This is a genomic window from Commensalibacter nepenthis (genome assembly GCF_029953305.1).
In the GTDB taxonomy this organism is placed as follows: Bacteria; Pseudomonadota; Alphaproteobacteria; order Acetobacterales; family Acetobacteraceae; genus Commensalibacter; species Commensalibacter nepenthis.
In genome coordinates this window covers 55,232-78,840 of record NZ_JASBAN010000002.1, presented here as the reverse complement: position 1 = coordinate 78,840, position 23,609 = coordinate 55,232, and the positions used below count along the sequence as shown (strand labels likewise).

Annotated in this window: 17 protein-coding genes and 2 pseudogenes; 10 read left to right on the top strand and 9 right to left on the bottom strand. The window is 34.9% G+C overall.

The features are described from left to right. The first annotated feature begins 157 nt into the window (after positions 1–157). Both QJV33_RS11290 and QJV33_RS11285 read left to right on the top strand, forming a co-directional pair. Positions 158–907: an IS6 family transposase gene (locus QJV33_RS11290; protein ID WP_281463497.1), complete on the top strand. Its 750-nt coding sequence runs from the start codon at positions 158–160 to the stop codon at positions 905–907. Between the two features lie 20 nt (positions 908–927). Beyond that, complete coding sequence (locus tag QJV33_RS11285) at positions 928–1,263, top strand: DDE-type integrase/transposase/recombinase (protein ID WP_408869680.1); 336 nt, start codon at positions 928–930, stop codon at positions 1,261–1,263. Between the two features lie 95 nt (positions 1,264–1,358). Here the strand turns inward: QJV33_RS11285 and QJV33_RS11280 are convergent, their stop codons facing one another. The 3 genes and pseudogenes from QJV33_RS11280 to QJV33_RS11270 all read right to left on the bottom strand — a co-directional run. After that, complete coding sequence (locus tag QJV33_RS11280; protein ID WP_281463496.1) at positions 1,359–2,165, bottom strand: hypothetical protein; 807 nt, start codon at positions 2,163–2,165, stop codon at positions 1,359–1,361. A gap of 15 nt (positions 2,166–2,180) precedes the next feature. Next, positions 2,181–3,299, bottom strand: coding sequence for a hypothetical protein (locus QJV33_RS11275; RefSeq protein ID WP_281463495.1), 1,119 nt, complete (start codon positions 3,297–3,299; stop codon positions 2,181–2,183). A gap of 599 nt (positions 3,300–3,898) precedes the next feature. Then, positions 3,899–4,993: pseudogene (locus QJV33_RS11270) on the bottom strand (hemagglutinin repeat-containing protein); the annotation flags it as partial. On the opposite strand from QJV33_RS11270, the gene QJV33_RS11265 reads away from it, so the two are divergent. Continuing rightward, on the top strand, positions 4,959–5,123 hold the full coding sequence (locus tag QJV33_RS11265) for a hypothetical protein (RefSeq protein ID WP_281463494.1): 165 nt from the start codon (positions 4,959–4,961) through the stop codon (positions 5,121–5,123). The pseudogene QJV33_RS11270 and the gene QJV33_RS11265 overlap by 35 nt on opposite strands. Position 5,124: 1 nt before the next feature. On the opposite strand, the gene QJV33_RS11260 is transcribed toward QJV33_RS11265, so the two are convergent. Both QJV33_RS11260 and QJV33_RS11255 read right to left on the bottom strand, forming a co-directional pair. Further along, positions 5,125–5,874 carry an IS6 family transposase gene (locus tag QJV33_RS11260; protein ID WP_281463493.1) on the bottom strand — a complete coding sequence of 250 codons (750 nt, stop codon included), beginning with the start codon at positions 5,872–5,874 and terminating at the stop codon, positions 5,125–5,127. Between the two features lie 285 nt (positions 5,875–6,159). After that, complete coding sequence (locus tag QJV33_RS11255) at positions 6,160–10,497, bottom strand: Hint domain-containing protein (RefSeq protein ID WP_281463492.1); 4,338 nt, start codon at positions 10,495–10,497, stop codon at positions 6,160–6,162. 482 nt (positions 10,498–10,979) lie between these two features. Between QJV33_RS11255 and QJV33_RS11250 the strand changes: the two genes are divergently transcribed. The 7 genes and pseudogenes from QJV33_RS11250 (at position 10,980) to QJV33_RS11220 (ending at position 17,814) form a co-directional block, all read left to right on the top strand. Then, on the top strand, positions 10,980–11,252 hold the full coding sequence (locus QJV33_RS11250) for a transposase (protein ID WP_281463491.1): 273 nt from the start codon (positions 10,980–10,982) through the stop codon (positions 11,250–11,252). Between the two features lie 39 nt (positions 11,253–11,291). Beyond that, positions 11,292–11,687: pseudogene (locus QJV33_RS12045) on the top strand (DDE-type integrase/transposase/recombinase). 202 nt (positions 11,688–11,889) lie between these two features. Beyond that, positions 11,890–12,819, top strand: coding sequence for an aliphatic sulfonate ABC transporter substrate-binding protein (locus tag QJV33_RS11240; RefSeq protein ID WP_281463489.1), 930 nt, complete (start codon positions 11,890–11,892; stop codon positions 12,817–12,819). 5 nt (positions 12,820–12,824) lie between these two features. Beyond that, positions 12,825–13,682 carry an ABC transporter permease gene (locus tag QJV33_RS11235; protein ID WP_281463488.1) on the top strand — a complete coding sequence of 286 codons (858 nt, stop codon included), beginning with the start codon at positions 12,825–12,827 and terminating at the stop codon, positions 13,680–13,682. Between the two features lies 1 nt (position 13,683). Further along, positions 13,684–14,421 carry an ABC transporter ATP-binding protein gene (locus QJV33_RS11230; RefSeq protein ID WP_281463487.1) on the top strand — a complete coding sequence of 246 codons (738 nt, stop codon included), beginning with the start codon at positions 13,684–13,686 and terminating at the stop codon, positions 14,419–14,421. A 49-nt stretch (positions 14,422–14,470) separates the two neighbouring features. Beyond that, positions 14,471–15,292: a taurine dioxygenase gene (gene tauD, locus QJV33_RS11225; RefSeq protein WP_281463486.1), complete on the top strand. Its 822-nt coding sequence runs from the start codon at positions 14,471–14,473 to the stop codon at positions 15,290–15,292. A 218-nt stretch (positions 15,293–15,510) separates the two neighbouring features. Further along, complete coding sequence (locus QJV33_RS11220) at positions 15,511–17,814, top strand: glycoside hydrolase family 15 protein (protein ID WP_281463485.1); 2,304 nt, start codon at positions 15,511–15,513, stop codon at positions 17,812–17,814. Positions 17,815–17,821: 7 nt separating this feature from the next. Here QJV33_RS11220 and glgA read toward each other — a convergent pair whose 3' ends face one another. The 4 genes from glgA to QJV33_RS11200 all read right to left on the bottom strand — a co-directional run bounded on the left by glgA (position 17,822) and on the right by QJV33_RS11200 (position 23,334). Beyond that, positions 17,822–19,261 (bottom strand): glycogen synthase GlgA, encoded by a 1,440-nt coding sequence (glgA, locus tag QJV33_RS11215; protein ID WP_281463484.1) that lies wholly within the window; start codon positions 19,259–19,261, stop codon positions 17,822–17,824. Between the two features lie 90 nt (positions 19,262–19,351). Further along, positions 19,352–21,553, bottom strand: coding sequence for a 1,4-alpha-glucan branching protein GlgB (gene glgB, locus QJV33_RS11210; RefSeq protein WP_281463483.1), 2,202 nt, complete (start codon positions 21,551–21,553; stop codon positions 19,352–19,354). A gap of 295 nt (positions 21,554–21,848) precedes the next feature. Then, positions 21,849–22,883: a Gfo/Idh/MocA family protein gene (locus QJV33_RS11205; protein ID WP_281463482.1), complete on the bottom strand. Its 1,035-nt coding sequence runs from the start codon at positions 22,881–22,883 to the stop codon at positions 21,849–21,851. A 61-nt stretch (positions 22,884–22,944) separates the two neighbouring features. Further along, the gene (locus QJV33_RS11200) at positions 22,945–23,334 is read right to left on the bottom strand and encodes a tautomerase family protein (RefSeq protein WP_281463481.1); all 390 of its coding nucleotides are present in this window, start codon (positions 23,332–23,334) and stop codon (positions 22,945–22,947) included. Positions 23,335–23,609 lie beyond the last annotated feature (275 nt).

Genomic DNA, 23,609 nt, shown 5'->3' with positions numbered 1-23,609 from the left:
ACAAACTCCCCTAAGGATTGCTCAATACTCGCCAATTCAAGCAAAGCTTTTACTTTTTCATGAGCAGATAAAGTCCTATCGGTCTTGTCGCAAATTTAATTATGTATTTTAGTATGATGTAGAAATGGAGTGAGTATTTATATTTTAGGAACGATTTATGTTTATTGGTATCTATAGCAAGTTTATATTAAGATCTAAGGATGATTTTAAAGGTCGCCACTTTAGTGGGTTGATGATTATCCAAGCGGTAAACTGGTATTTACGCTATTGTCTTAGCTATCGAGATATTGAGAAATTATTCCTAAAACGTGGGATAAATACAGATCATAGCACGTTAAACCATTGGGTATTACGCTATGCACCACTATTAGAAAAACGTTTGAGAAGCTATAGAAAGCCTCATTGTGGTGAGGTGAGGATTGATGAAACCTATATCAAAGTAAAAGGTCAGTGGAAGTATCTATATAGAGCCATTGATAAGAATGGAACTGCTATTGATTTCTTATTAACAGCTAAAAGAAATATCAAAGCAGCACAACGTTTCTTTAGAAAGGCGTTTAAAAAAGATGGTCTATTCGCTCCAACCCATATTGGAACAGATAAAGCATTACCGTTTCCAAAAACCATACAAACCATGAAGAATGAGTATATCCTTCCCAATCACTGCGTTCATGAAACAAAGAAATCTTTACAACAGGGAATAGAAAATGATCATTTCAGGTTAAAGAGGGGTATACCAAGAAATGGCTGTTTTCAATCTTTTCATACAGCAAGAAAAACACTCAACGGATATGAGGCCATTCTCTGGATTAAAAAAGGACTGGGTTTTAAAGGAAAATGGACAATCAACGAACAAATAAAACTCATTCAAAGCATATTCGGTCTAAATAATAATATACCCGTCTAAATTAGCTAGCTTTATGGCTAATCACAGCACCATTCAATATTTGCGACAAGATCGCATCTTCTTTTCCAAAAACCATACAAACCATAAAGAATGAGTATATTCTTCCCAATCACTGCTTGCATGAAACAAAGAAATCCTTACAACAGGGTATAGAAAGTGATCATTTTAGATTAAAGAAAGTTATGCCAAGAAATGGTTGTTTTCAGTCTTTCCATACCGCAAGAAATACAATCAAAGGATATGAAGCTATCCTCTGGATAAAAAAAGGACTTGGCTTTAAAGGAAAATGGACAATCAAGGAACAAATCAATTTCATCCAAAACATCTTCGGTTTAAATAATAAAATATCTGTCTAATTATCCAGTTTTCTAGATAATTACAGCATTATTCAATATTTGCGACAAGAGCAGTAAATATCAATCTATTAATATTCATTCATAGCATATAACTATTAAAATATAACAAACTTCCAGTCATCAATCTCTTCCTTATAACCGTCTGGAATAAAACAATTTTGATCTGGAATATAAAAATAAATTTGCTCTATTTCAAAATTACTCTTTCTATTCTCTTGCCATTTTTTAACTATTCTAAAACCCACACTACTAGCTGATAAACCATATTGTATTTGCAAGACCCATTGATATTGACCTGATAAAGAGGACACAGCTTTCACTACAGGTCTTGAACCTTGATAATATAATCTTTCAATAATCATACGAACAAAATAATCCAATTGATATTGTGATAAATCAAAATTATTTTGTAATTCTGTAATAATTTCAGATAAAGAAATACAATACTTTCTTTGTTTTTCTATAAATTCTTTGATCCATGTTGCAAGACATACCCCATCTTTATTAACTTGATAGTAATCTGGATTAAAACAATATTCATTAGGTATATAAAACCATACTTCCCACAAATTGGGGGCTGGATCTTCTTGTAATAACCATTCCTTAATAATATTATTTGCAATTTCTTCTTTCGTTGAACCGTATTGCTCCTGCAATATCCAATCATAAGGAGATATTTTTTCTAATATACCAGCCCCTATAACTGGTTTAGCTCCATAATTCAATAATTCATATATTGTCAAACGCACATAATGTATTAAGTCTTTTTTTGAAAGAAGAAAACTAGATTGAAAGTATGATATAAATTGTCCTAAAGATACAGCATCATATGGTAATGAGTTTACATTTTCCATAATCCACTCTTGAGTGCTTATACCTTCATTGTTGATTATTTCACTCATTACTATCTTCCTTTTTTATTGATGAAATTTCGTATTTGGCCTAACAGATGAACCTGGCGCGGGCTTCATAATATCTATTGTTTCTCCACTTTCCTTACTATTTCTAATACCAAATTCTGATCCATCTGGTCTTCTATACCATTCTCCTTCACCGTTAGAATAATCCCTTATCTTTTCTGCCCCTTTCATCAATGCATCTTTCATTGTCTGAAACTCTTCTTTTGTAAGGGTTCTAATTTTATTATCAGAACCAGGTCTTTTATCACCTTGTAAATTTCCATTTTCATTTTTAATAATATCCTCAGTTTTTTGAGGTTCTGTATTACTCTGATCACCATTACCCTTCTTATCCCCGCCATCACCATCGGGCATTGGGCTTCCAGCAGATGCACTTACAGATGTGTTTCCTTGTGGTTGTGTCTTGTTTTGTGCAGACTGATCCTCGGCATTACTCTCATTAATAGCATCTATAACAGAATTATATGCATGTTCTGATAATGTGCTGCCAAAACCATACATGGCACCAGCTGCACCTCCCACACCTGCACCTACCAAAAAGCCACTTTCTCCACCCCCAGCAGCTCCAGGAATAGATCCAATACCACCTCCAGCTACTGCGCCTGCTGTAGCACCTGTAACAGCACCACCATAACTAGCACCTACTGTCGCATTAACAACCGCAGAATGGCTTGCATCTGATAATGTATTAGCTACATTATTAAGAGTAAATTTATCCCATAATTTACCAAAAACACCACTATGTTGCGCATTATATGCTTCAAGCATAGAGCCAATAGTCGACCCATTAAGCGCACCAGAACCACCATCAATCGCAGCTCCAATTAATGCACCACCATTCGCCGCAAGGTTCGTAAAAATACTAGTAATCGCTTGCCCAATCTGATCTTTATCAGCACCAACCACAGAACCAACAACATTTGTAATCCCTTGCCCTGCAACAGGAATAACCGCACTACCAACAGCAGAACTCGCCGTTGCAGCTCCAACATTGCCACCTGTAAGCCCAGCAATACCCGCACTGCCTGCAGCTTCAAGGATAATGCGTCCCCAGTCGTTGGAAAGGTTCGTTTCATCAAAGCCTGGGATATGGTTGGCATCCAACGCGTCAGACACTTGCCCCATAACTTCGCCGACCAGCTGCATGCCCAATTGGCTGTTTTGCAGTTGGTTCGCCAGTTTCTCCGCGTTAAAATTGTTGCCAGATACCCATCGGCACTATTCACATCATTGGTGTAACTGCCTTGAGTATTACCCGCATTAACCGTGACATTCCCACTGATCGCAGACTGACTGCTGCTGGTTTCATCATGGTTTCTGTTCCCCCCAGCAATCAACCCAGAGTTCGCAGCCATATTTCCAGCAATCACACCCAATGGCCCAAGCGTGCCACCCAGCGCATCCGTGCCAAGGTTTAAGCCACCACCCGTAGAGGTCGCATCCCATTTCGAATGGTTCTCTTGGTTTTCCGCAATTAGTTTGCCTGTATTTAAATGACTGTCCCCGCCTGTGCTGCTGATCACCCCGCCTTTTAAATGCGTGGTGCCATCAACATCCACTTGAACCCCGCCATTCCCAGCATATAATCCAGATAAATGGCCTGTGCTTTGGTAATCATTCGTGATCTTTTGGTTCGAGTAATTCCCATTAACGCCCCAACCACTAGCTGGGCCAGCACCAGGAACCTTGCCACCAAATCCTGCTTGACTGGAATTACTGTCATAGCTCGCACTGTCTTGTGGGCTGGTAATATCCAAATTCCCAGTATCAACAACAATTTGATTGCCAGAGACTATCCCGCCATTAATCGTCGTTTTACCAGGAGCCGTAATCGTGACTTTGTCCGTCCCAGATACCGTCGTATTGACCCCAGTCGAACTGTCACCATTCGCATGTTGTTTAGAGCCACTGCCATTCGCAACAACAGAAACACCCCCATTCGTGCCAACCTCAACACCAATCGCACCACCAAAGCTGCTGTCTTTGCTGGTGGAATGCGTCGTATTAAAATCAGACTGTAATGTAACGTTATTCCCAGATAAATTGACATTCTTACCCGATAAATCACCAGCAGTAACCGTTAAATCCCCATTATGCGCATCATTCGCATTATCCCCACGCGCAACAATATTCAGATTATTTCCAGCCGTGGCAGAAGATCCAACAACAGTGCTTTGCGAAGTTTCACTTTTGGATTTGCTGGAACTAAATCCAACCTGAACCTTTCCAGAAATAAGCCCACCACCATATTTGCCAGCATTCGCAATCCCATTGCCAACCGCATATCCCCCTTGCATCGCGTTCAAGGTCTTACCCGCAGCACTTTGGCTACCATTCATATCCGCAGCCGCTTGACCATATTGCGCAGCTTGACCCGCAGCAGAATTAGAAGATAATCCAGCTTTTATACCACCAAATACAGAAGATTGTTTATGGGTTTCATCAGTCGTGTTATGAACCGTGTCAAAGGTTACAGAAGATCCACTGATATTTAAATCATTCCCCGCACCAAGGTTCGTCCCCGTAAATTTCGATGATCCCCCAGAAATAATATTTAAATTATTCCCAGCACTGACCTCACTGGCCGTCCAAGTCGTTGTTTTGCTCGTATCCGTTTGCTTGTCAGAATGATAGCCAATAGATGCCATCCCTCCACTAAAGCTGGCACCAAGTCCTGAGCTGCTCTTATGGTAATAATCCTCCGTCGTGTCTTTCGTTGCCGTCGTCGAAATGTTATTGCCAGCAATCAATGTCACATCATTTTGACCCGTTATTGTGCCCTTAACGTCAATATTATTCCCAGCACCAATCGTTACATCTTTCCCAGCACCAACAAGCGATCCAATTTCTTCTGTGCGGATTGAATTCCCGATCTCTTTCTCTTTTTGGATCTTGTCGCAAATATTGAATGGTGCTGTGATTAGCCATAAAGCTAGCTAATTTAGACGAATATATTATTATTTAGACCGAATATGCTTTGAATGAGCTTTATTTGTTCGTTGATTGTCCATTTTTCTTTAAAGCCCAGTCCTTTTTTTATCCAGAGAATGGCCTCATATCCGTTGAGTGTTTTTCTTGCTGTATGAAAAGATTGAAAACAGCCATTTCTTGGTATACCCCTCTTTAACCTGAAATGATCATTTTCTATTCCCTGTTGTAAAGATTTCTTTGTTTCATGAACGCAGTGATTGGGAAGGATATACTCATTCTTCATGGTTTGTATGGTTTTTGGAAACGGTAATGCTTTATCTGTTCCAATATGGGTTGGAGCGAACAGACCATCTTCTTTAAATGCTTTTATAAAAAAGCGTTGTGCTGCTTTGATATTTCTTTTAGCTGTTAATAAGAAATCAATAGCAGTTCCATTCTTATCAATGGCTCTATATAGATACTTCCACTGACCTTTTACCTTGATATAGGTTTCATCAATCCTCACCTCACCACAATGGGGCTTTCTATAGCTTCTCAAACGTTTTTCTAATAGAGGAGCATAGCGTAATATCCAACGATTTAACGTGCTATGATCTATATTTATCCCACGTTCTAAAAACAATTCCTCAATGTCTCGATAGCTAAGACAATAGCGTAAATACCAGTTTACCGCTTGGATAATCATCAACCCACTAAAGTGGCGACCTTTAAAATCATCCTTAGATCTTAATATAAGCTTGCTATAGATACCAATAGACATAAATCGTTCCTAAAATATAAATACTCACTCCATTTCTACATCATACTAAAATACATAATTAAATTTGCGACAATACCAAAATATCGTTATAATTCAAAAGATTAACAAAATTCGTTTTTCAATATTTTTTCAAAAATTTGACATTTTTTGAAATTTGCAACAGTACCCTTAAAACTTTGCGACAAAACCAGACAAAGTCTGATTATTGATTTTATTTAGAATGTGGACTTGGCTCTATTGTAAAATAGAGCCAAGAACTTATATTATATGAATATTATTCAGAATTTAAGAAGCGATCTTGTTTTGTTCATTGCTGCACAATTCTTCGATATACGGCCCGCCAGCTAATATATTGAGGACAAGTAATCTTTGTTCTGGATAATTGGTATGGATGTTTAATGTGGCTTTTCCATTTGTCCAACGACAAGGAGCATTTTCCACAATATCCCACCCCTCAAGGGATTCATCAGATAAATAATCCGTTAATTCATGAACGCTATTATTGCTCATGATAAATGCTTTGCTGACCAAGACACCAAGATAACGACGATCATCGACAAAAGAGCCAATCGTTTCACATGGTCTGCTGGTTCTTGACAGGATATTAACAATATTGACCCCTTCTGGAATGATAAATACATATCTTCCATTTTGGGCAAGATGAGGTTCAATAATCTTACCTAAACCTGTTTCCAAACAAAGTTCTGGATCAGTTGTCAAGGATAATATTTCGGTTTTTGATGCAATATTACTATGAACAGCGCGATTGTTAATTTGATTATAAATAGGCTCAACAACGTCACGTTGCACATTCAGAGGGGCTGCAGCATCAACGTCCCATGTTTTTGTTTCGTTAAATAAAGAAACAACTTTCTGGTTTGTTGAAAATACATTCCGATTGCCTGTATCCAAATAGCTTTCTGTTAATGTGCCATTAGCCCAAATGACAGAATGTTTTTCTGTTTCAATATGATAATAATCATAAGACGTAATCGAACGATCATAGTAAATGGAACGACCATTGACCAACATTCTGACTGGCACAAAATTACCATCAAAGAATAAGCAATGCTCTGGTGTAATCAAAAGATCTTGATTAGGAACATTATCATCAATCGCCCCTTTAAGAACACGAACAGGATATCCAGCAAGATCATCAGGTTGATTTACATTGATAGTCATATGTTTTTGTCCAATCCATGTAACAGCGGAATGGATGACTTGGTTTGTTTGCCAATCAAATGTCTCTATAATATCATGGGTTGAAATGGTTTCGATTGCCATTGTTCCATTGGGTGTAGAAATCGCCGTGCCTGCAAGGAAACAAGCTTCAATAAAAGTACTACCATCGCTGTTTTCACCAAGTGTATAGCCTGTGGTTTCAATATCAATAATATGTAAAGTAACCGAAGAACCATCAAGAAGAGTGATGGTCATATGATCTTTATCAGGGAACTTAACACCTGCGATTTGGCTGCGTTGGATATCTTTTAAAGTAATGCTGTCGTTTCCATCGAAATCTGCGATTGTGGAAGACACTTGCGTTCCATCTTTAGATGCTGTTCCTGAAATGACAAGACCTTTGTTTTCAGTCCCTTGTAAAGAGATCACACCACCTGTTGAGGTCGTAATATTGGCACTACCACCAGAATCTAGACTTAACGTTCCTATACTTGCACCGTCAAAATTTGCAATGCCACTTTGCCCAACATGTAATTTCTCAACCCTTCCTTGTGTTGCATTTAGCGTGCCGCCACTATATACGCTAAGGTTTTCGATCGTCGCATCCGAATTGACGTTTACTATGCCTCCTTTTGCAATATAAGTAGCGGTCTTATAGGATTTTTTGTCAGGGTTAGTTTCACGCATTACAACCTTTGTATCGTTGGCACTATAAATAAGGATTGACCCAAAAGGGCCGCCGCCTGGTAAATATTGCGAAGCACTATTATCAAGCATTCCAACACCCCAAATACGTTCTGTTTGCCCTGGAGGAAGAAAAGAAACATATCCGTTACCATTACTAGTGACTGTATAATTTCTTATATCAAAATCTTTTGCTGCTTGAGAATCATCAACTAAAGCATCACCATCATCCCAAGTAATGGGATTTCCACTTCCATCAGTTGTAGGTAGTGAGCTTGCATCATTATAAGGAATCGGCGTAACAAATTCCCTTGATGTCATCAATGACATACTTGCAGGGGTTGCAACAGAAGCTGGTGCAAATAAAGTAGGATCGTCAAGTAAAGCTGTGACATTAATCTTTGTAGAATCATCAAGAGAAATATCCTGAAGAACTTGTCTACCATTTAAGAAACTACCTGATTTTAGAATAAATTTACCTGTTATAGTGACGCTGCCGTCAGTATATATTACAGCACCCCCAGCACTCACAGTAGTTTTTCCCAAAGTTCCGCTGGTCGCATTTAAAACACCACCATACTGAACTATAGTATCAGAAATAGTTCCACCATTAACAACAACTACACCATTGTCAGCAACATTTACTCCGTTAACCGTCCCACTCAATACCTTAAGTTCACCACCATCACTTACACTGATAGTGTTTACGGTTCCACCACTGACGAAAATCACACCGTCATTGCTGACTGTGGTATTACTGGTAACGCCACCACCCATAATATATTGGAAACCATTATTTACAGTAGTGCTATTTGTTAAACCACCATCATAGATAAATTCTCTGCCGCCATTGGTAACGGTTGTTGAAACACTCGCGCCAGAGTAAACATTAAGGGTTCCACCTGGGGTAAAAGTCACATTATCAGTAATTTTACCACCTGCACTGACATTTAATGTTCCGCCAGATAAAGTAATCTTATTTGCTGTGCCCCAATTATAAATAGTTTGCTGACCACCTGTTAAAATAACGGTGTCTGTAGCTGATGCAAATACTTTGCTTGTGCCAGAAATAGTTTGCAAACCACCACTGTTAATATTCGTGCTGCTGGCTAAGCCACCACCAGAAATATTCATTACACCATTTTGGTTAATTGTTGTCTCATGCGCAACACCAGTTGATAAAACAACTTGAACACCGCCGTTATTAATCGTGGTATAAAATCCTTGCCCACCATTATAAAGATTTTGTGTGCCAGTGCTATTGAGGATGGTAGTGTAGGCAGAAGCATTATTATAAACGTTTTGTACACCACTTCCATTGACAGTCGTCGATGTTGCTGATGCCTTATCATAAACATTTTGCAGACCATTGGTTTGAACCAAAGTTCCTGTTGCAGAACCACCATCGGCAACATTTTCAACAGAATTTTGTCCAACTTTTGTGCCTGTCGTTGTTCCACCAAATGCCACAAGCAAGGTTGCACTATTATATAGGTTGGTATTTTTAGTATTACCGTATACTTCTTGCATTCCACCAGAGCTGACTATCGTATCAACTGCGGAGCCCCCTGCAACGATAAAGCTGGATCCTTGAGAAAAAACGGTTGCAGCTGAGGCTATGCCTCCAGAATATACATATTGTTTTCCACCAATGATCTGTGTGCTGATAGATGAACCAACAGATGACATTTGTGTAAATCTGTTAAATCCAACATCTTCGATACTACCGCTAGAAAGATAAGCTTGAAACGATAAACCATTATTGGTGGTGGTAAGGTAACCTCCTGAATTAACAGTCGTAAAAAATCCTTTACCACCATCATGTATATTCTGGACACCACCATTACTGATTTGTGCCACATAAGCAGACGCATCACTATAAATATTTTGTGTGCCACCTCTTACAATTGTTGAGGTTGCTGAACCTGTATCGTAGATATTTTGTGTACCATTAGTACTCACAATTGTTGCTGTCGCAGAACCTCGACTATAAACGTTTTCAACTGATTTTTGTCCAACTTTTGTGCCTGAGGTTGTTCCAGCAAATGCAACACGCAGGGTTCCCCCATTATATAGATTTGTGTTTTTAACATTACCATATACTTCTTGCATTCCATCAGAGTTGACTACTGTATCAGTTGCAGAGCCTCCTGCGACGATGAAACTGGAGCCACCAGCAAAAACGGTCGTAGCTGATGCCACACCTCCTGAATACACATATTGTTTTCCCCCATAGATCTGTGTGCTGAGAGAAGAACCAAGCGATGATAGTTGTGTCAGTCTGTTAAATCCAACATCTTCAATACCACCACTATAGAGATAGGCTTGAACAGAGACCCCACCCCTCGTGGTTGTCATGTACCCACCTGAATTGATGTGTGTATAAAAAGCAGAACCACCATCATATATCGTTTGGATACCACTATTATTAACACTTGTTGCATAAGCTGATCCAACATTGTAAACATTTTGGATACCACCACTATTTACATTTGTTGAAGTTGTGGATGCCCAATTATAGACATTTTGCGTACCATTATTAATAATAGTAGTAGCTGCTGAGCCGCCATTTAACACATTCTCTATACCGCGTTGTTTAACAATGGTGCCATAAGTATGCCCAGCCACATTTAATGCGGCTCCGTTCATAACTACGAAATTAACAGCACTACCTAATACTGTAATTAAATCACCATTTGCGCTATAAGTTTGATTAAATTTGACTACCCCAGAAATAATTGTACTGGTTGTTACCACTTGTTGCTCCTTAATTATTATTAAAAAAACGTCTCTACTTTATATATAAAAAAATTTTTGATTGTTGTATAGTAATTATTAATAATAATTAATTTTATCTTAATTTTAATCTAAGAGGCTAACTAAAAATTAAATTGAGGATTATCATTAAGTTATAATTCACTGTATTTGCGAAAACGATGGAGGATCAAGCTGGTATGGACTGATAAAATACCCATGACTATTGTAGACGGGATATGCGTTATTCAAGTGATTATATGGATGATGAATGGTAAATTGTTTCACCATTTTTGCAACTTATGAATAGAGTTGGTCGCCCCCGTAAACACAGTGATCGTTCTATTTAGAATGCTATTTAAGATATAGCGAGCACTGGTTGTCAATGGAACCTGCTTCCTAAAAACTTTGCCTCTTTTACAACAGGGCAATATCATTTTCATCGTTTACGTCACAATGGACACCTTGATATTATTAATGAAGCCTTGATTGCTTTTATTCGGCACATTGATGGACGTAAAGCAGAACCAACCGCTGATATTATTGATAGTCAATCCGTCAAAACAACAAAAAGTGGTGGATTGTGTGGCTATGATGCTGGGAAGAAAATTAAAGGTCATAAACGCCATATTCTGACAGATACAGCTGGGAATATGCTGGGCGCAATTGTTCATCAAACCGATATTCAAAATCGTGATGGTGCTCAAACAACAATCAAGAGTGTTATGCAAACTTATTTTTCTTTACAGGTAATTTAGGCTGATGGTGGTTATGCAGGTGAAAAATTTAAACAGGCAATGGTTGATATCAATGGACTAAATATAAAAGTAGCTCAACGCTTCTTTAGAAAAGCCTTTAAAGAAGATGGTCTATTCGCACCCACTCATATTAGAACAGATAAAGCATCACCTTTTCCAAACACCATACAAACCATGAAGAATGAGCATATTCTTCCCAATCACGGCGCTTATGAAACAAAGAAGGCTTTATAACAAGGAATAGAAAATGATCATTTCAGATTAAAGAGAGTAATCACCAACAATGGCTGTTTTCAGTCTTTCCATACCGCAAGAAAAACACTCAAAGGGTACGAAACTATCCTCTGGCTCAAAAAAATTATTGGCTTTAAAGGAAAATGGACGATCAATGAACAAATAAACCTCATCCAAAATATCTTCGGTCTAAATAATTAGGATACTTGTCTAAACTATCCAAAGTTATAGATTTAAATGCAGCATAACTAGCTATTTGCAACAAGACCGTTTATTTGCAACGAGATCAAATAAACATTTTATTTTTGTAAAATAAAAAAAAACACTTTAAATTTTTGTTGTATTATAATAATACTTATTTTTAAGTTTAATTATTAATATACATATTTTGAGGTTATTTTTAATGTTTAATAGAAGGCAATTAATTATAGGTGCTCTGACTTTATCTTTAATCTCTAAAACACAAGATATATTTGCTCAGGGGGTAAAAACAATCAGAGTTGGTTATCAATCTTGTGATCCGCTTGATTTTTTACGAAATAGCAAAATTATAGTAAATTTTCCTGTGCAAATTGTTTGGAGTCGATTTACTGCAGGACCTCAATTATTACAAGCCTTACTTTCTGGTTCTATTGATATTGGAGAAGTTGGAGATACCCCTCCTATTTTTGCGCAAAGTTCTTCAAATAATTTTGTATATATTGCACAAGAGCCCCCATCTCCTAAAAGTGAGGCTATTATTACCCATGCATCTAGCAATATTAATGACCTGTATGGGTTAAAAGGAAAAAAAATCGCTGTAACACGTGGATCAAATGCACATTGGCTTTTGATAGCAACACTTAAAAAAATTGGATTATCAATAAAAGATGTCCAACCTGTTTTTTTACCACCTGCAATTGCACAATCTGCATTTAATAGTCAAAATATAGATGCATGGGCTATTTGGGATCCTTTTTTAGCAATTGCACAACAAAATGATAAAGTCCGTACATTAACAACAGGTGAAAATATTGTTGAAAATAGAACTTTTTATATTGGAAATAAAAATTTTGTAAAAAACAATCCTCAGTTAACACGTGATTTTATTTCTTATATTTCAAAAAATGATCAATTGATAAATCAAAATAAAACCGCATTTATTCAATATTTGAAAGATGTTACAGGATTATCGACTGATGTTTTAGATGTTATTTTATCAAGATATAAATTTGGTGCAACTCTTATTCAACCAAATGCAGTTGTTGAACAACAACAAATTGCTGATAGTTTTTTTAATCAAAATTTAATCCCAAAAAAAATTAATGTTCAAGATAATGTTTGGGAGGGCTAAATATTATGAATAATATCCGAAATTCTGAATTAATATTATTTGATAACGCAAATTTATCTAATGATTCATCTAAAAATACAACAAACAAAAAAGGTAAGTTAATTTATAATAAGTTACGAAGATATTTTTCATGTGTTTTAATTCTGATTGCTTGGCAGTTATCTTGCAGTTTGGGGTTAATTAATACTTCTATTTTTGTTTCGCCTGTAACAATATTTCATACAATGGAAATAGAGCTGTTTTCTGGAAATTTACTCGTTAATCTTTATGTGTCATTATCTAGAATTATTTTAGGTTTTACGTTTGCATTAATTTTTGGCGTAATTTTTGGGTTTTGGGCAGGTTTAACAAAAATAGGTGAAGATATTATTCATTCACCTTTAGAGATATTACGTAATCTTCCGACTCTTGCTTTAGTACCTTTGTTTGTCTTTTGGTTTGGAATAGGTGAACCTTCAAAAATTATTTTAATTTCTGTTGGAGCATTCTTTCCTATTTATTTTTGCTTGTATAACGGTATTAAAAATATAGAACCAAAACTACTAGAATTGGCTAGAACTATTAATCTTGATCGTAAAAGCGTTCTTTTTCATATTATTTTTTATGGAACATTACCTGATCTTTTACAAGGAATACGATATTCTATCGGTGTTTCTTGGTTAATGTTGGTTGTTGCAGAACAAGTTAATACGGATAGTGGTATTGGCTTTATGATTATGCAAGCACAAGAGTTCTCACGAATAGATATTATTATATTTGGGCTTATTATTTATGGTTCACTAGGTCTACTTTCTGATTTTCTTATTCGATTAGTTGAAGAAAGAATTTTAACGTGGCATCCGTCATTTTGTAAAGACGCATAAAATGAATTACAGAGCTAAAAATTACTCAACAGATATTTTAACTTCTAATGCTGTTTATATCAAAAACTTAACCAAAAAATTTAATGAAATAACCGTTTTAAATAATATTCATCTTTCTATCCCTGTTGGACAGTTTACTGTGCTATTAGGTCCAAGTGGTTCTGGCAAAACCACTTTATTACGTATTCTTGCAGATCTTGATAATGCAACAAGTGGTTTTATTGAAAAGCCTGAAAAACAAGCTGTAATTTTTCAAGAAAGTCGTTTATTACCATGGAAAAAGGTTTGGCAAAATGTTGTAATTGGTTTGGATATTCCAAATGCCAAGGAAGTTTCTTTAAAAATCTTACGAGAAGTTAATTTAGAACATCGGGCTGATGCATGGCCTCGGACTTTATCTGGAGGAGAAGCTCAAAGAGTTGGTATTGCTAGGGCTTTAATCAGAGAGCCTGCCTTTTTAATGTTGGATGAACCTTTTGCAGCATTAGATGCTCTAACAAAAATTCAAATGCGTAAATTGATTATTGATTTATGGAAAAAACATAATTGTGCTGTGTTATTAATTTCCCATGATATCGATGATGCTTTATTAATGGCAGATCATGTTATCGTCTTAAATAAAGGGACAATAAACTATAATCTTGATATTCCCTGGAACAGAGAAAACAGGCGTAATCATCCTGAATTTGAACAATATCGTTTACAGCTTCTATCTACTTTAGGTGTGCAAGAATTTTAATTTTCTATAATTATTTCTTCACATAATAATTATATAAAGGAGTATTATAATGAATATTATACAACCATTGACCCCTGCTTTGGGTGCTCAGATTAATCATATTGATCTGTCTTTACCATTATCAAATACAGATAAAGATTTTATTGAACAATCATTACTAACCTATAAAGTTTTGTTTTTTAGAAAACAGAATATTACTCCACAACAACAAATTGATTTTACTGTAAATTTTGGTGATTTACATATCCATCCAATTTTTCCACACGTTCCAAACCATCCCGAATTAATTGTATTAGATACTAAATTAAATGATTTACGTGATAATGCTTTATGGCATAGTGATGTATCTTTTATTAAAAAACCACCTTTTGGATCTGTTCTTTTAGCTAGAAAAGTACCAGAGTATGGTGGCGATACTTTATGGGCGAATGTGGAGAAAGCATATGAAGATTTATCTTCCTCTTTAAAAACTTTTCTTGAAACATTGACTGCAACCCATGATTTTGCGAAATCTTTCCCAACATCAAGATTTGGGATAACGGACGAGGATCTTAAAAAGTTAGAGCAAACTAAACAAAATAATACCCCAATAACGCACCCTATTATTCGTAACATTCCTGAAACGGGAAAGAAAGTTTTATATGTTAATGAGGGGTTTACGACAAGAATTAATGAGTTAACTGAAAAAGAAAGCCAATTATTATTGGATTATCTTTTTCAACATATTAGTAAACCTGAATATATAATCCGTTGGCATTGGCAAGCAGGAGATGTTGCTTTTTGGGATAATCGTACAACACAACACTATGCTGTTTATGATTATGATAAAACTGTACATCGTGTAATGAATAGAGCAACAATATTAAAATAGTATTTTGATTTGTAAATAATATAGCTCCAGTCTCAATCAAATATCTTTACAAATAACCACATACTCATAAAATGTTTGTAACAATTACGTTAAAATTAATATTATGTAATAAAAAAACATGATAATATTTTAAATAAAATAATCTTTGGAGATGTTTATAAAATCAATAAAATCTTCAAAGGTATAATAAATTTATAATGCCTTAGAAAGGAAGTGAAATGAGTAATATTGCCCCTGGGAAACCTGGTATATCACCTACATGGACGAGCAGTGCAAAAGATATTATTGGAACTTCTTTATTAAAAAGTAGAGTTTGGTTTACTGTTGGATATGGTATTTTAAATGAAGTTTATTGGCCTTCTTGTAGTATGCCTCAAATTCGAGATTTAGGTTTCATTGTTGTTGTAAATGGTGAGTGGTTTGAAGTTAAACGTCTTCATAATTATACAGTGAGTACACCATCCCCAGAGCTACTTCTTCCTAAAATCTTACATAAACATAAATTATTTACTCTAGAACTAGAAATTATTGTGGATCCATTAAGAGATGTTTTATTAATCCATTATGAATTAAAAGGAAAAGGTGCAAAACTTTATTCCATACTTGCTCCTCACCTTGGAGGGCATGGAAAAGATAATATTGGTTTTATTAATTCCAAAGGGCTCATAGCACAAAAAAAAGATGTTGTTGTAATGTTGGCTGCTGATAAAGGGTTTAGTAAAACTAGTGTTGGATATGTCGGTATTTCTGATGGTTGGCAAGATTTTAATCAAAATGGTCAAATGACATGGGAATATTCTAAGGCAGGACCTGGAAATATTGCAATGATGGGAGAGTTAAATGAGAATAAAGGCGTAATTTCTCTTTCTTTTGCAAATACTATTGAAGGCACACAGACCCTTGCTTATAGCTCTATGGCAACGGGTTACTCTAGTATTCGCAATCAATATATCACGTGTTGGCAAGAGTGGTTTAAATATTTTACTTTCTCCAAGAATGATACTTTACCTCCTGCCTTTTCCAATGCAATAAAAACTTCAATGGCTGTTATAAAAAGTCATGCTGGTGGAACATTTCCAGGTGCTTTAGTAGCAAGTTTAAGTATTCCATGGGGATATACACGTCAAGATATCGGTGGATATCATTTAGTTTGGCCTCGAGATTTAGTCGAGGTTGGGTTTTCAATGTTGATTTGTGGAATGTTGTTGGAAGCGCAACAAATTTTATCTTATTTAATTTCTATTCAACAACCAGATGGCCATTGGATACAAAATAACTTTGCGGATGGTCGGCCATATTGGCAAGGACTACAATTAGATGAAGTCGCATTTCCAGTATTATTTGCTGTTAAATTACAAGAACAAAATTTAATTCATGATATGCAAGATGTTGTTGCACAAATGATTAAAAAAGCTATCACATTTATTGTTCAAAATGGTCCTATAAGTCCTCAAGATCGTTGGGAGGAAAATTCAGGAATTAGTCCTTTTACATTATCATTAACTATTTCCGCTTTGGTTGCCGGAGCAAGTTCGGGTTTTCTTGATAAAAAAGATGCAGAATATGCATTAAAAATTGCAGATGATTGGAATAATCGGTTAGAAAGCTGGGTTTACGTTCAAAATACGGATCTAGATAAAGAATATCAAATTTCAGGTCATTATATCCGTATTAATCCTAGTAGCTCTTCGCCTCAAGAAGGTTATGTAGAGCTTCGAAATCGTAATGGAAAACAGATTAAAACATCTGATTTGTTAGGGCTAGACTATCTTTATTTAACACGATTGGGACTAAGAAAACCAACTGATCCACGCATTATAGAAACAACAAAACTGATTGATAAAGTTTTATGCGTTACATTACCAAATGGTCCTTATTATTATCGTTACAATGAAGACGGATATGGTGAACATGAAGATGGCAGTGCTTTTGATGGAAATGGTATTGGACGTTTATGGCCTTTCCTTAGTGGCGAGAGAGGTCATCAAGCCATTCTTTGTAAAGAAAATGCAGAACCTTATTTAAAAGCACTGCTTGCTTCTGCCAGTATAGGGGGAATGTTACCCGAACAGATATGGGATCAAGAGGATATTCCTCAATATGGTTTATATAAAGGACGCCCTTCGGGAAGTGCTATGCCATTAATCTGGGCCCATGCAGAGTTAATTAAACTGATTTATACTTATACTACAAAAAAAACTATAGAACAGCTTGATTGTGTTGTAGATCGTTATTTAAATACAAAACGAAAAATCAACGAAATATATTGGTATGATGATATTGAGTGTTCTTCTGTATCTTCAAATTATACATTATGGATACAGGCTAACAAACCATTTACACTACACTATGGTTTAAATGGTTGGCAACAAGTTCAAGACCAACCTAGTCATCTTATAGGTCTAGGCATGTATGGAGTTCCTTTAAATTTAGAAAATCTTTCTGGGCAAACAATTAACTTTACTCGTCGCTTTAATCAAAACGATTGGGAAAATAAGAATTGGGATATTTTAGTAAATTAAACCATTATTATTTATTTAAAATCTCATTATATAAGCTAATATAGCTTTGAGCCGTTGTATTCCAACTGAAATCTTGACACATGGCGCTTTTTTGTAATTGGCGCCATTTTTTTTGTGTTTTCCATAAAAGTAAAGATCTCTGAATAGCATTATTTAGATCTTTAGTATTACTATCATTAAATACAAATCCAGTGGCTTCTTTAGCTTCTAAAGCTTCTAGAGAACAATCTGTAACAGTATCGGCTAGCCCCCCTGTGCGCCTAACTAAAGGTAATGTGCCATATTTTAAAGCATATAATTGTGTTAACCCACACGGTTCAAATCTACTGGGAACCATTAAAATATCTGCACTAGCAATTAATTGATGTGATTTTTGTTCTGTATATCCTATAATTGCTCTCATATTGTTTGGATATTGATATGCTAATTGAGTGAAAGCGCTTTCTAAATGATGCTCCCCTTGTCCTAAAATAATAAATTGTAAACCGCTTTCCATCATTTTAGGTAAAATTTCTAATACCATATCCAGACCTTTTTGATAGGTCATTCTGCTAACTATGGTAAATAATGGCAAATGTTCTAATAAAGGTAGACCCAACTCTTGTTGAAGAGATTGCTTATTTTTTATTTTATTTCTTAAATTCCTAACCGAGTAAGGTTGGGTAATTAAAAAATCCTTATCTGGTGCCCATATATTTTCATCAACTTTGTTTAAAATTCCACAGAAACGACCTTCATTATATCTTTTTCTTAATAACCCATCAAAACCATGGGAATATTTAGGATTTAACACTTCTTGGGCGTATGTTGGACTTACTGTAGTAGAGTAATTGGCATAGAATATAGCTGCTTTTAAAAATGATATTTGCCCATAAAATTCCAATCCCTCTGTGTTATAAAAATGATTTGGAAGCCATAATTCAGGCATATGAAAAGAAGAAAAGTTTCCTGAAAAAGCAATATTATGAATAGTAAAAATACATTTTGCAGGATAATTATTAGCAGCTAAATAAGCGCAAGTTAAACCTGCATGCCAATCATGCGCATGAACAACATCTGGTTTCCAAAAACCATCACATCCCTTTGCAAGCTCACACGCAACATATCCTAATAAAGCAAAACGAATATAATTATCATGATAATCATTATTATTTATATCATGATAAGGATTACCAGGACGATCATATAAATAAGGAACATCAATAATATATAATGGAATCGTTCCGTATGTATCATAATAAAGAGTTACATTTCCTGAGAATGTATTCAAATCAGTAACTTTTTTTTTGTTTGGTAACTGTTTTATAATTTCAGGAAAGCCTGGTAATAAAATACGAGCATTTACACCTAAATTACGTTGAGCCGCTGGTAGTGAGGCCATCACATCAGCTAACCCACCAGTTTTTAGTAACGGAAAAAATTCAGAACAAACATGTAATATATTCATCCGTAAAACCTCTTTTTAAAAAAAATAAATCTGATATGACCCTTCTATTATAGAATAGTTAATAATTACAAAATAGAAATTATAATATAATTAACACGAAATAACTTTTAATTTAATATATAATGTAGAAAATGGAGGCAGTGATAAGGATAAAGACCATTTAAAATTATGTTTTTCTATAGGTTCGCTTAATATTTCATGGTTATCAAGTATATTTTTACCACCATAAACAAAATCGTCTGTATTTAGAATGATGTCATAAACTCCATTTTGTGGCACACCTATACGATAATTCTCACAAAATATAGGGCTAAAGTGACTAATAATTAAAATAAAATTTTCATATTGATCTTCCCTTATAAATGCATAAACAGAGTTATTCTCGTCATCTGTAATGACCCATCTAAACCCTTCTGAACGTCTATGATCAGCATAAAGCGCAGGCGTATCCCTATAGAGAAAATTTAAATCTTTGACCAGTATTTGAGTACCAAGATGCAAGTTATTGTCCGTATGCTCTAATAAATACCAATCTAGTTGTGTATTATGATTCCACTCATTATATTGAGCAAATTCACACCCCATAAAAATTAATTTTTTACCAGGATAAGCCCACATAAACCCATAATAAGCACGTAGATTTGCAAATTTATCATCTCCTATCCCTGACATTTTTTCTAATAAAGATTTTTTACCATGAACAACTTCGTCATGAGATATAGGTAAAATAAAATTTTCACTCCAAGCATATAAAATACCAAAAGTCATTTGATTATGATGGTATTTTCGATAAATAGGATCAAGTTGCATATAGCTTAATGTATCATTCATCCATCCCATATTCCATTTATAGTTAAACCCTAATCCATGATTTTTAGGAGGCAAAGTTACACCATAAAAACTTGTAGATTCTTCAGCAATTAACGCAGATTCTGGATATTTGTGATGAAGTAAATCGTTTGTATGACGTAAAAAATCTACAGCTTCTAAATTAATATTTCCACCATATATATTTGGAACCCACTCGCCATGCTTACGGCTGTAATCTCGATAAATCATTGAAGCAACAGCATCAACACGCAAACCATCAAACCCAAAGCGTTCTAACCAATATAAAGCGTTGCTAGATAAAAAGTTGCAAATAGTCGGACTATTATAATTATAGATTAATGTATTCCAATCAGGGTGATATCCTTCCTTTGGATCTTGATACTCATATAAACTTGTTCCATCAAAAAATTCTAAGCCAAACGGATCTTTTGGAAAATGTCCAGAAACCCAGTCTAATATAATGTTAATCTGATTTTGATGAGCAATATCAATAAAATAAATAAGATCCTCTGGATTACCAAAACGGCAAGTTGGGGCATAAAGATTTGTAGGTTGATACCCCCAAGAACCATCAAAAGGATGTTCTTGGATAGGTAATATTTCAATGTGGGTAAACCCCATTTTTTTTACATATGGAATAAGTTTATCAGCAAGCTCTTTATAACTTAGCCAATCATTGGTATCAGAGTGTCGCATCCAAGACCCTAAATGAACCTCATAAATCGAAATGGGCTGGTTAAGTTGATTGGCTTTTCTTTGCCTTTCTGTATGAATCTGTATAGAAGGAAGAGGGTAAATAATAGACGCTGTTTCTGGTCGAAGTTGGTTTAAAAAAGAATAAGGATCAGATTTAAAAAGAATTTCGTTTTTGGGAGTTAAAATTTCATATTTATATAATTGACCTTTAAATAAGTCAGGTATAAAAATTTCCCAAAAACCACTCTCAGGACGTAATCTCATAGGGTGTCTACGCCCATCCCAGCAATTAAAATCACCTATCACTGAAACACGTTTAGCATTAGGAGCCCATACAATAAAACGAACTCCAGAAATACCATCTAAAGTAATTAAATGTGCCCCTAATTTTTCATAAGAATAATTATCTTTCCCATTATTTAATAACCAAGTATCGTAATCTGTTAGTAACTTACCAAAACGATATGGGTCTTCAATGACTTGTTCACTGTCATTCCATATAATTTTTATTAAATAAGAAAAGTAAGAGTTTCTTTTAAGTTTTCCTTGAAAAAATCCATCCAAATGAATCCTGTCTAAAATAATTAACTCTTTCTTCGTTGTCTTATCAAGAATAATAACTTGTTTTGCATGAGGAAAAAAAAATCTAAATTCTAAATAACCGTTAATTAAATGAGGCCCTAAAATTGAAAAAGGATCGTTATACTCACCTTTTGTTACTTTTTCTATTATTTCATTAAAGTTATCATTTATCTTATTATGCATTTTTAATATTCAACAAATATGAATTTATCATTATTATTTAAATTATTAATCGAAACGAGATATTATTGCAAATAACATTGTAAACTGTAAAGATATATAAATCTGGTCTTGTCACAAAGTTTTAAGTTTAGTGGTTTTTAATATTTTTCTTCAAAATAGGATTTTTTAATTCATTGAATTATATAAATATTTTATAATAACTAACGCTAGTAAAAACTTAAAATTTTATAAAATTTAAACTTTGCGACAAAACCAACATAGTTGCTTTTTTGTAAAGCAACTATGTTTAACAAGATTACTTATACATTACAGGGCATTCTGGAATGGAAATTGGTTCGATCGCTTGCGTTTCCTGTGCTTTAACACAAGCTTCAGCTGCAACCGCAGCAACATATCCATTCCAAGAGCTTGGGCCTTTAATTTTTCCAGATTTACAACCATCAATAAATTCTTGGACTTCTACATCATATGCATCAATAAAACGCTCTTTCCAATCTGTAAAAATTGGAGTGGATAATTTTGCTTCAGAACGCAACAAAACCGCAGCAGGATCTGGTAAACTCACAATACCTTTTTCACCCACAACAGAACATTGGATATCATACCCATATTGACAATTCACAAATATTTCAACATCAATACGAATACCAGACTTTGTTTCTAGTAAAACAATTTGAGGATCGCGTAATTTTGCATGTGTATGGCTTGTTTGACGAGGGAAAATAACTTGTGCAGAAACATAATCATCATCTAATAGCCATCTCAACACATCAAGCTCATGAATTAATGTATCGAAAATCGCCATACTGGTTACATAATTTTCACCAACTTTTTGATTACGATGTGCTGCATGAACTATCAAAGGCGCACCAATCACACCATCCGCAATCTTTTTCCGCAACTCACGATAATCTTTGTCATAAGGACGCATAAAACCAACTTGAACCAAGCGATGACCATGTGCTTGCTCAGCTTTCATAATCTTTTCACAATCTTCGATTGTTGTTGCCAATGGTTTTTCACAAAACACGTATTTACCCACTTTAATCGCAGATAACACATATTCGGCATGTGTTGGTCCCCAAGAAGTAACCATCACTGCATCAACATCCTCTGCATTAATCACATCATGACCCGATTCATAAGCTTTGGCATTAGGATTGTGTGGAGCAACAGCTTTTTTCGCATTGTCAATAGTCACATCACTCACGGCAACAATTTCTGCACCGGATAATGTATGCGTACATCGACGAATATGATCGACACCAATAGCACCCGTCCCAATCACACCAATTCTTAACTTTTTATCTTGTTGATTTGCAGTATTCATTATCAATCTCCCTATTCAAGTCACGCGTAAATTACGGTTAATCTGTTTTTTAGAAGATAGATTATAAATCACCTTCTAAAAACTGGGCTCTTCCTAATCCAAAAGACCAATCTTCATCACTGTTTACGACAATACTCGTCATCACATCAGAGGATTCAATTCCACAATTTTCTTTTAACAATTGACAAACAAGACTATAGAATTTCTTCTTTTGCTCAACGGTTCTTGGTCTGGAAACCATTTGAATTAAAACAAATTTGTCAGTCCTTGGAATATCCAATCCTGTATCTTCAGCAACTAGAAATCCAGGCTTATGCTGTGTTAAAATCTGGTATCTATCTCGCTCAGGAACTTCAAAAGCAATGACCATTGCACGATGAATTGTTTCTTTTAACATATTCAATTCTTGCTGGTTCCTACCTTCGACAACATCAATACGAATAAGAGGCATTTTTTAACCCTTTTGAGTTTAGTGAAATATAACAAATAGTAAATATAAAATATATTCTTGACTCAAAATAGAAAAATTTTTTCATTCTAAATAAATTATTTGTGATGCTAGAATTCTGTCAATACCATCTAAATAATCATAATTATCAAAAATTAATCAATAATATAAAATATTTATACTAAAAATTGATATTAAAAGCAAAAAATAGACCCGGACAAAATCATCATTCACAAAATATTCATTATTTAAATCATATAATAAATCATAAATTTAAA

Bases quoted from the DNA above. Each gene is read 5' to 3' on its own strand.
- QJV33_RS11290 (WP_281463497.1), top strand. From the start codon at position 158: ATGTTTATTGGTATCTATAGCAAGTTTATATTAAGATCTAAGGATGAT.
- QJV33_RS11280 (WP_281463496.1), bottom strand. From the start codon at position 2,165: ATGAGTGAAATAATCAACAATGAAGGTATAAGCACTCAAGAGTGGATT.
- QJV33_RS11260 (WP_281463493.1), bottom strand. From the start codon at position 5,874: ATGTCTATTGGTATCTATAGCAAGCTTATATTAAGATCTAAGGATGAT.
- QJV33_RS11240 (WP_281463489.1), top strand. From the start codon at position 11,890: ATGTTTAATAGAAGGCAATTAATTATAGGTGCTCTGACTTTATCTTTA.
- QJV33_RS11235 (WP_281463488.1), top strand. From the start codon at position 12,825: ATGAATAATATCCGAAATTCTGAATTAATATTATTTGATAACGCAAAT.
- QJV33_RS11230 (WP_281463487.1), top strand. From the start codon at position 13,684: ATGAATTACAGAGCTAAAAATTACTCAACAGATATTTTAACTTCTAAT.
- tauD (WP_281463486.1), top strand. From the start codon at position 14,471: ATGAATATTATACAACCATTGACCCCTGCTTTGGGTGCTCAGATTAAT.
- QJV33_RS11220 (WP_281463485.1), top strand. From the start codon at position 15,511: ATGAGTAATATTGCCCCTGGGAAACCTGGTATATCACCTACATGGACG.
- glgA (WP_281463484.1), bottom strand. From the start codon at position 19,261: ATGAATATATTACATGTTTGTTCTGAATTTTTTCCGTTACTAAAAACT.
- glgB (WP_281463483.1), bottom strand. From the start codon at position 21,553: ATGCATAATAAGATAAATGATAACTTTAATGAAATAATAGAAAAAGTA.
- QJV33_RS11205 (WP_281463482.1), bottom strand. From the start codon at position 22,883: ATGAATACTGCAAATCAACAAGATAAAAAGTTAAGAATTGGTGTGATT.
- QJV33_RS11200 (WP_281463481.1), bottom strand. From the start codon at position 23,334: ATGCCTCTTATTCGTATTGATGTTGTCGAAGGTAGGAACCAGCAAGAA.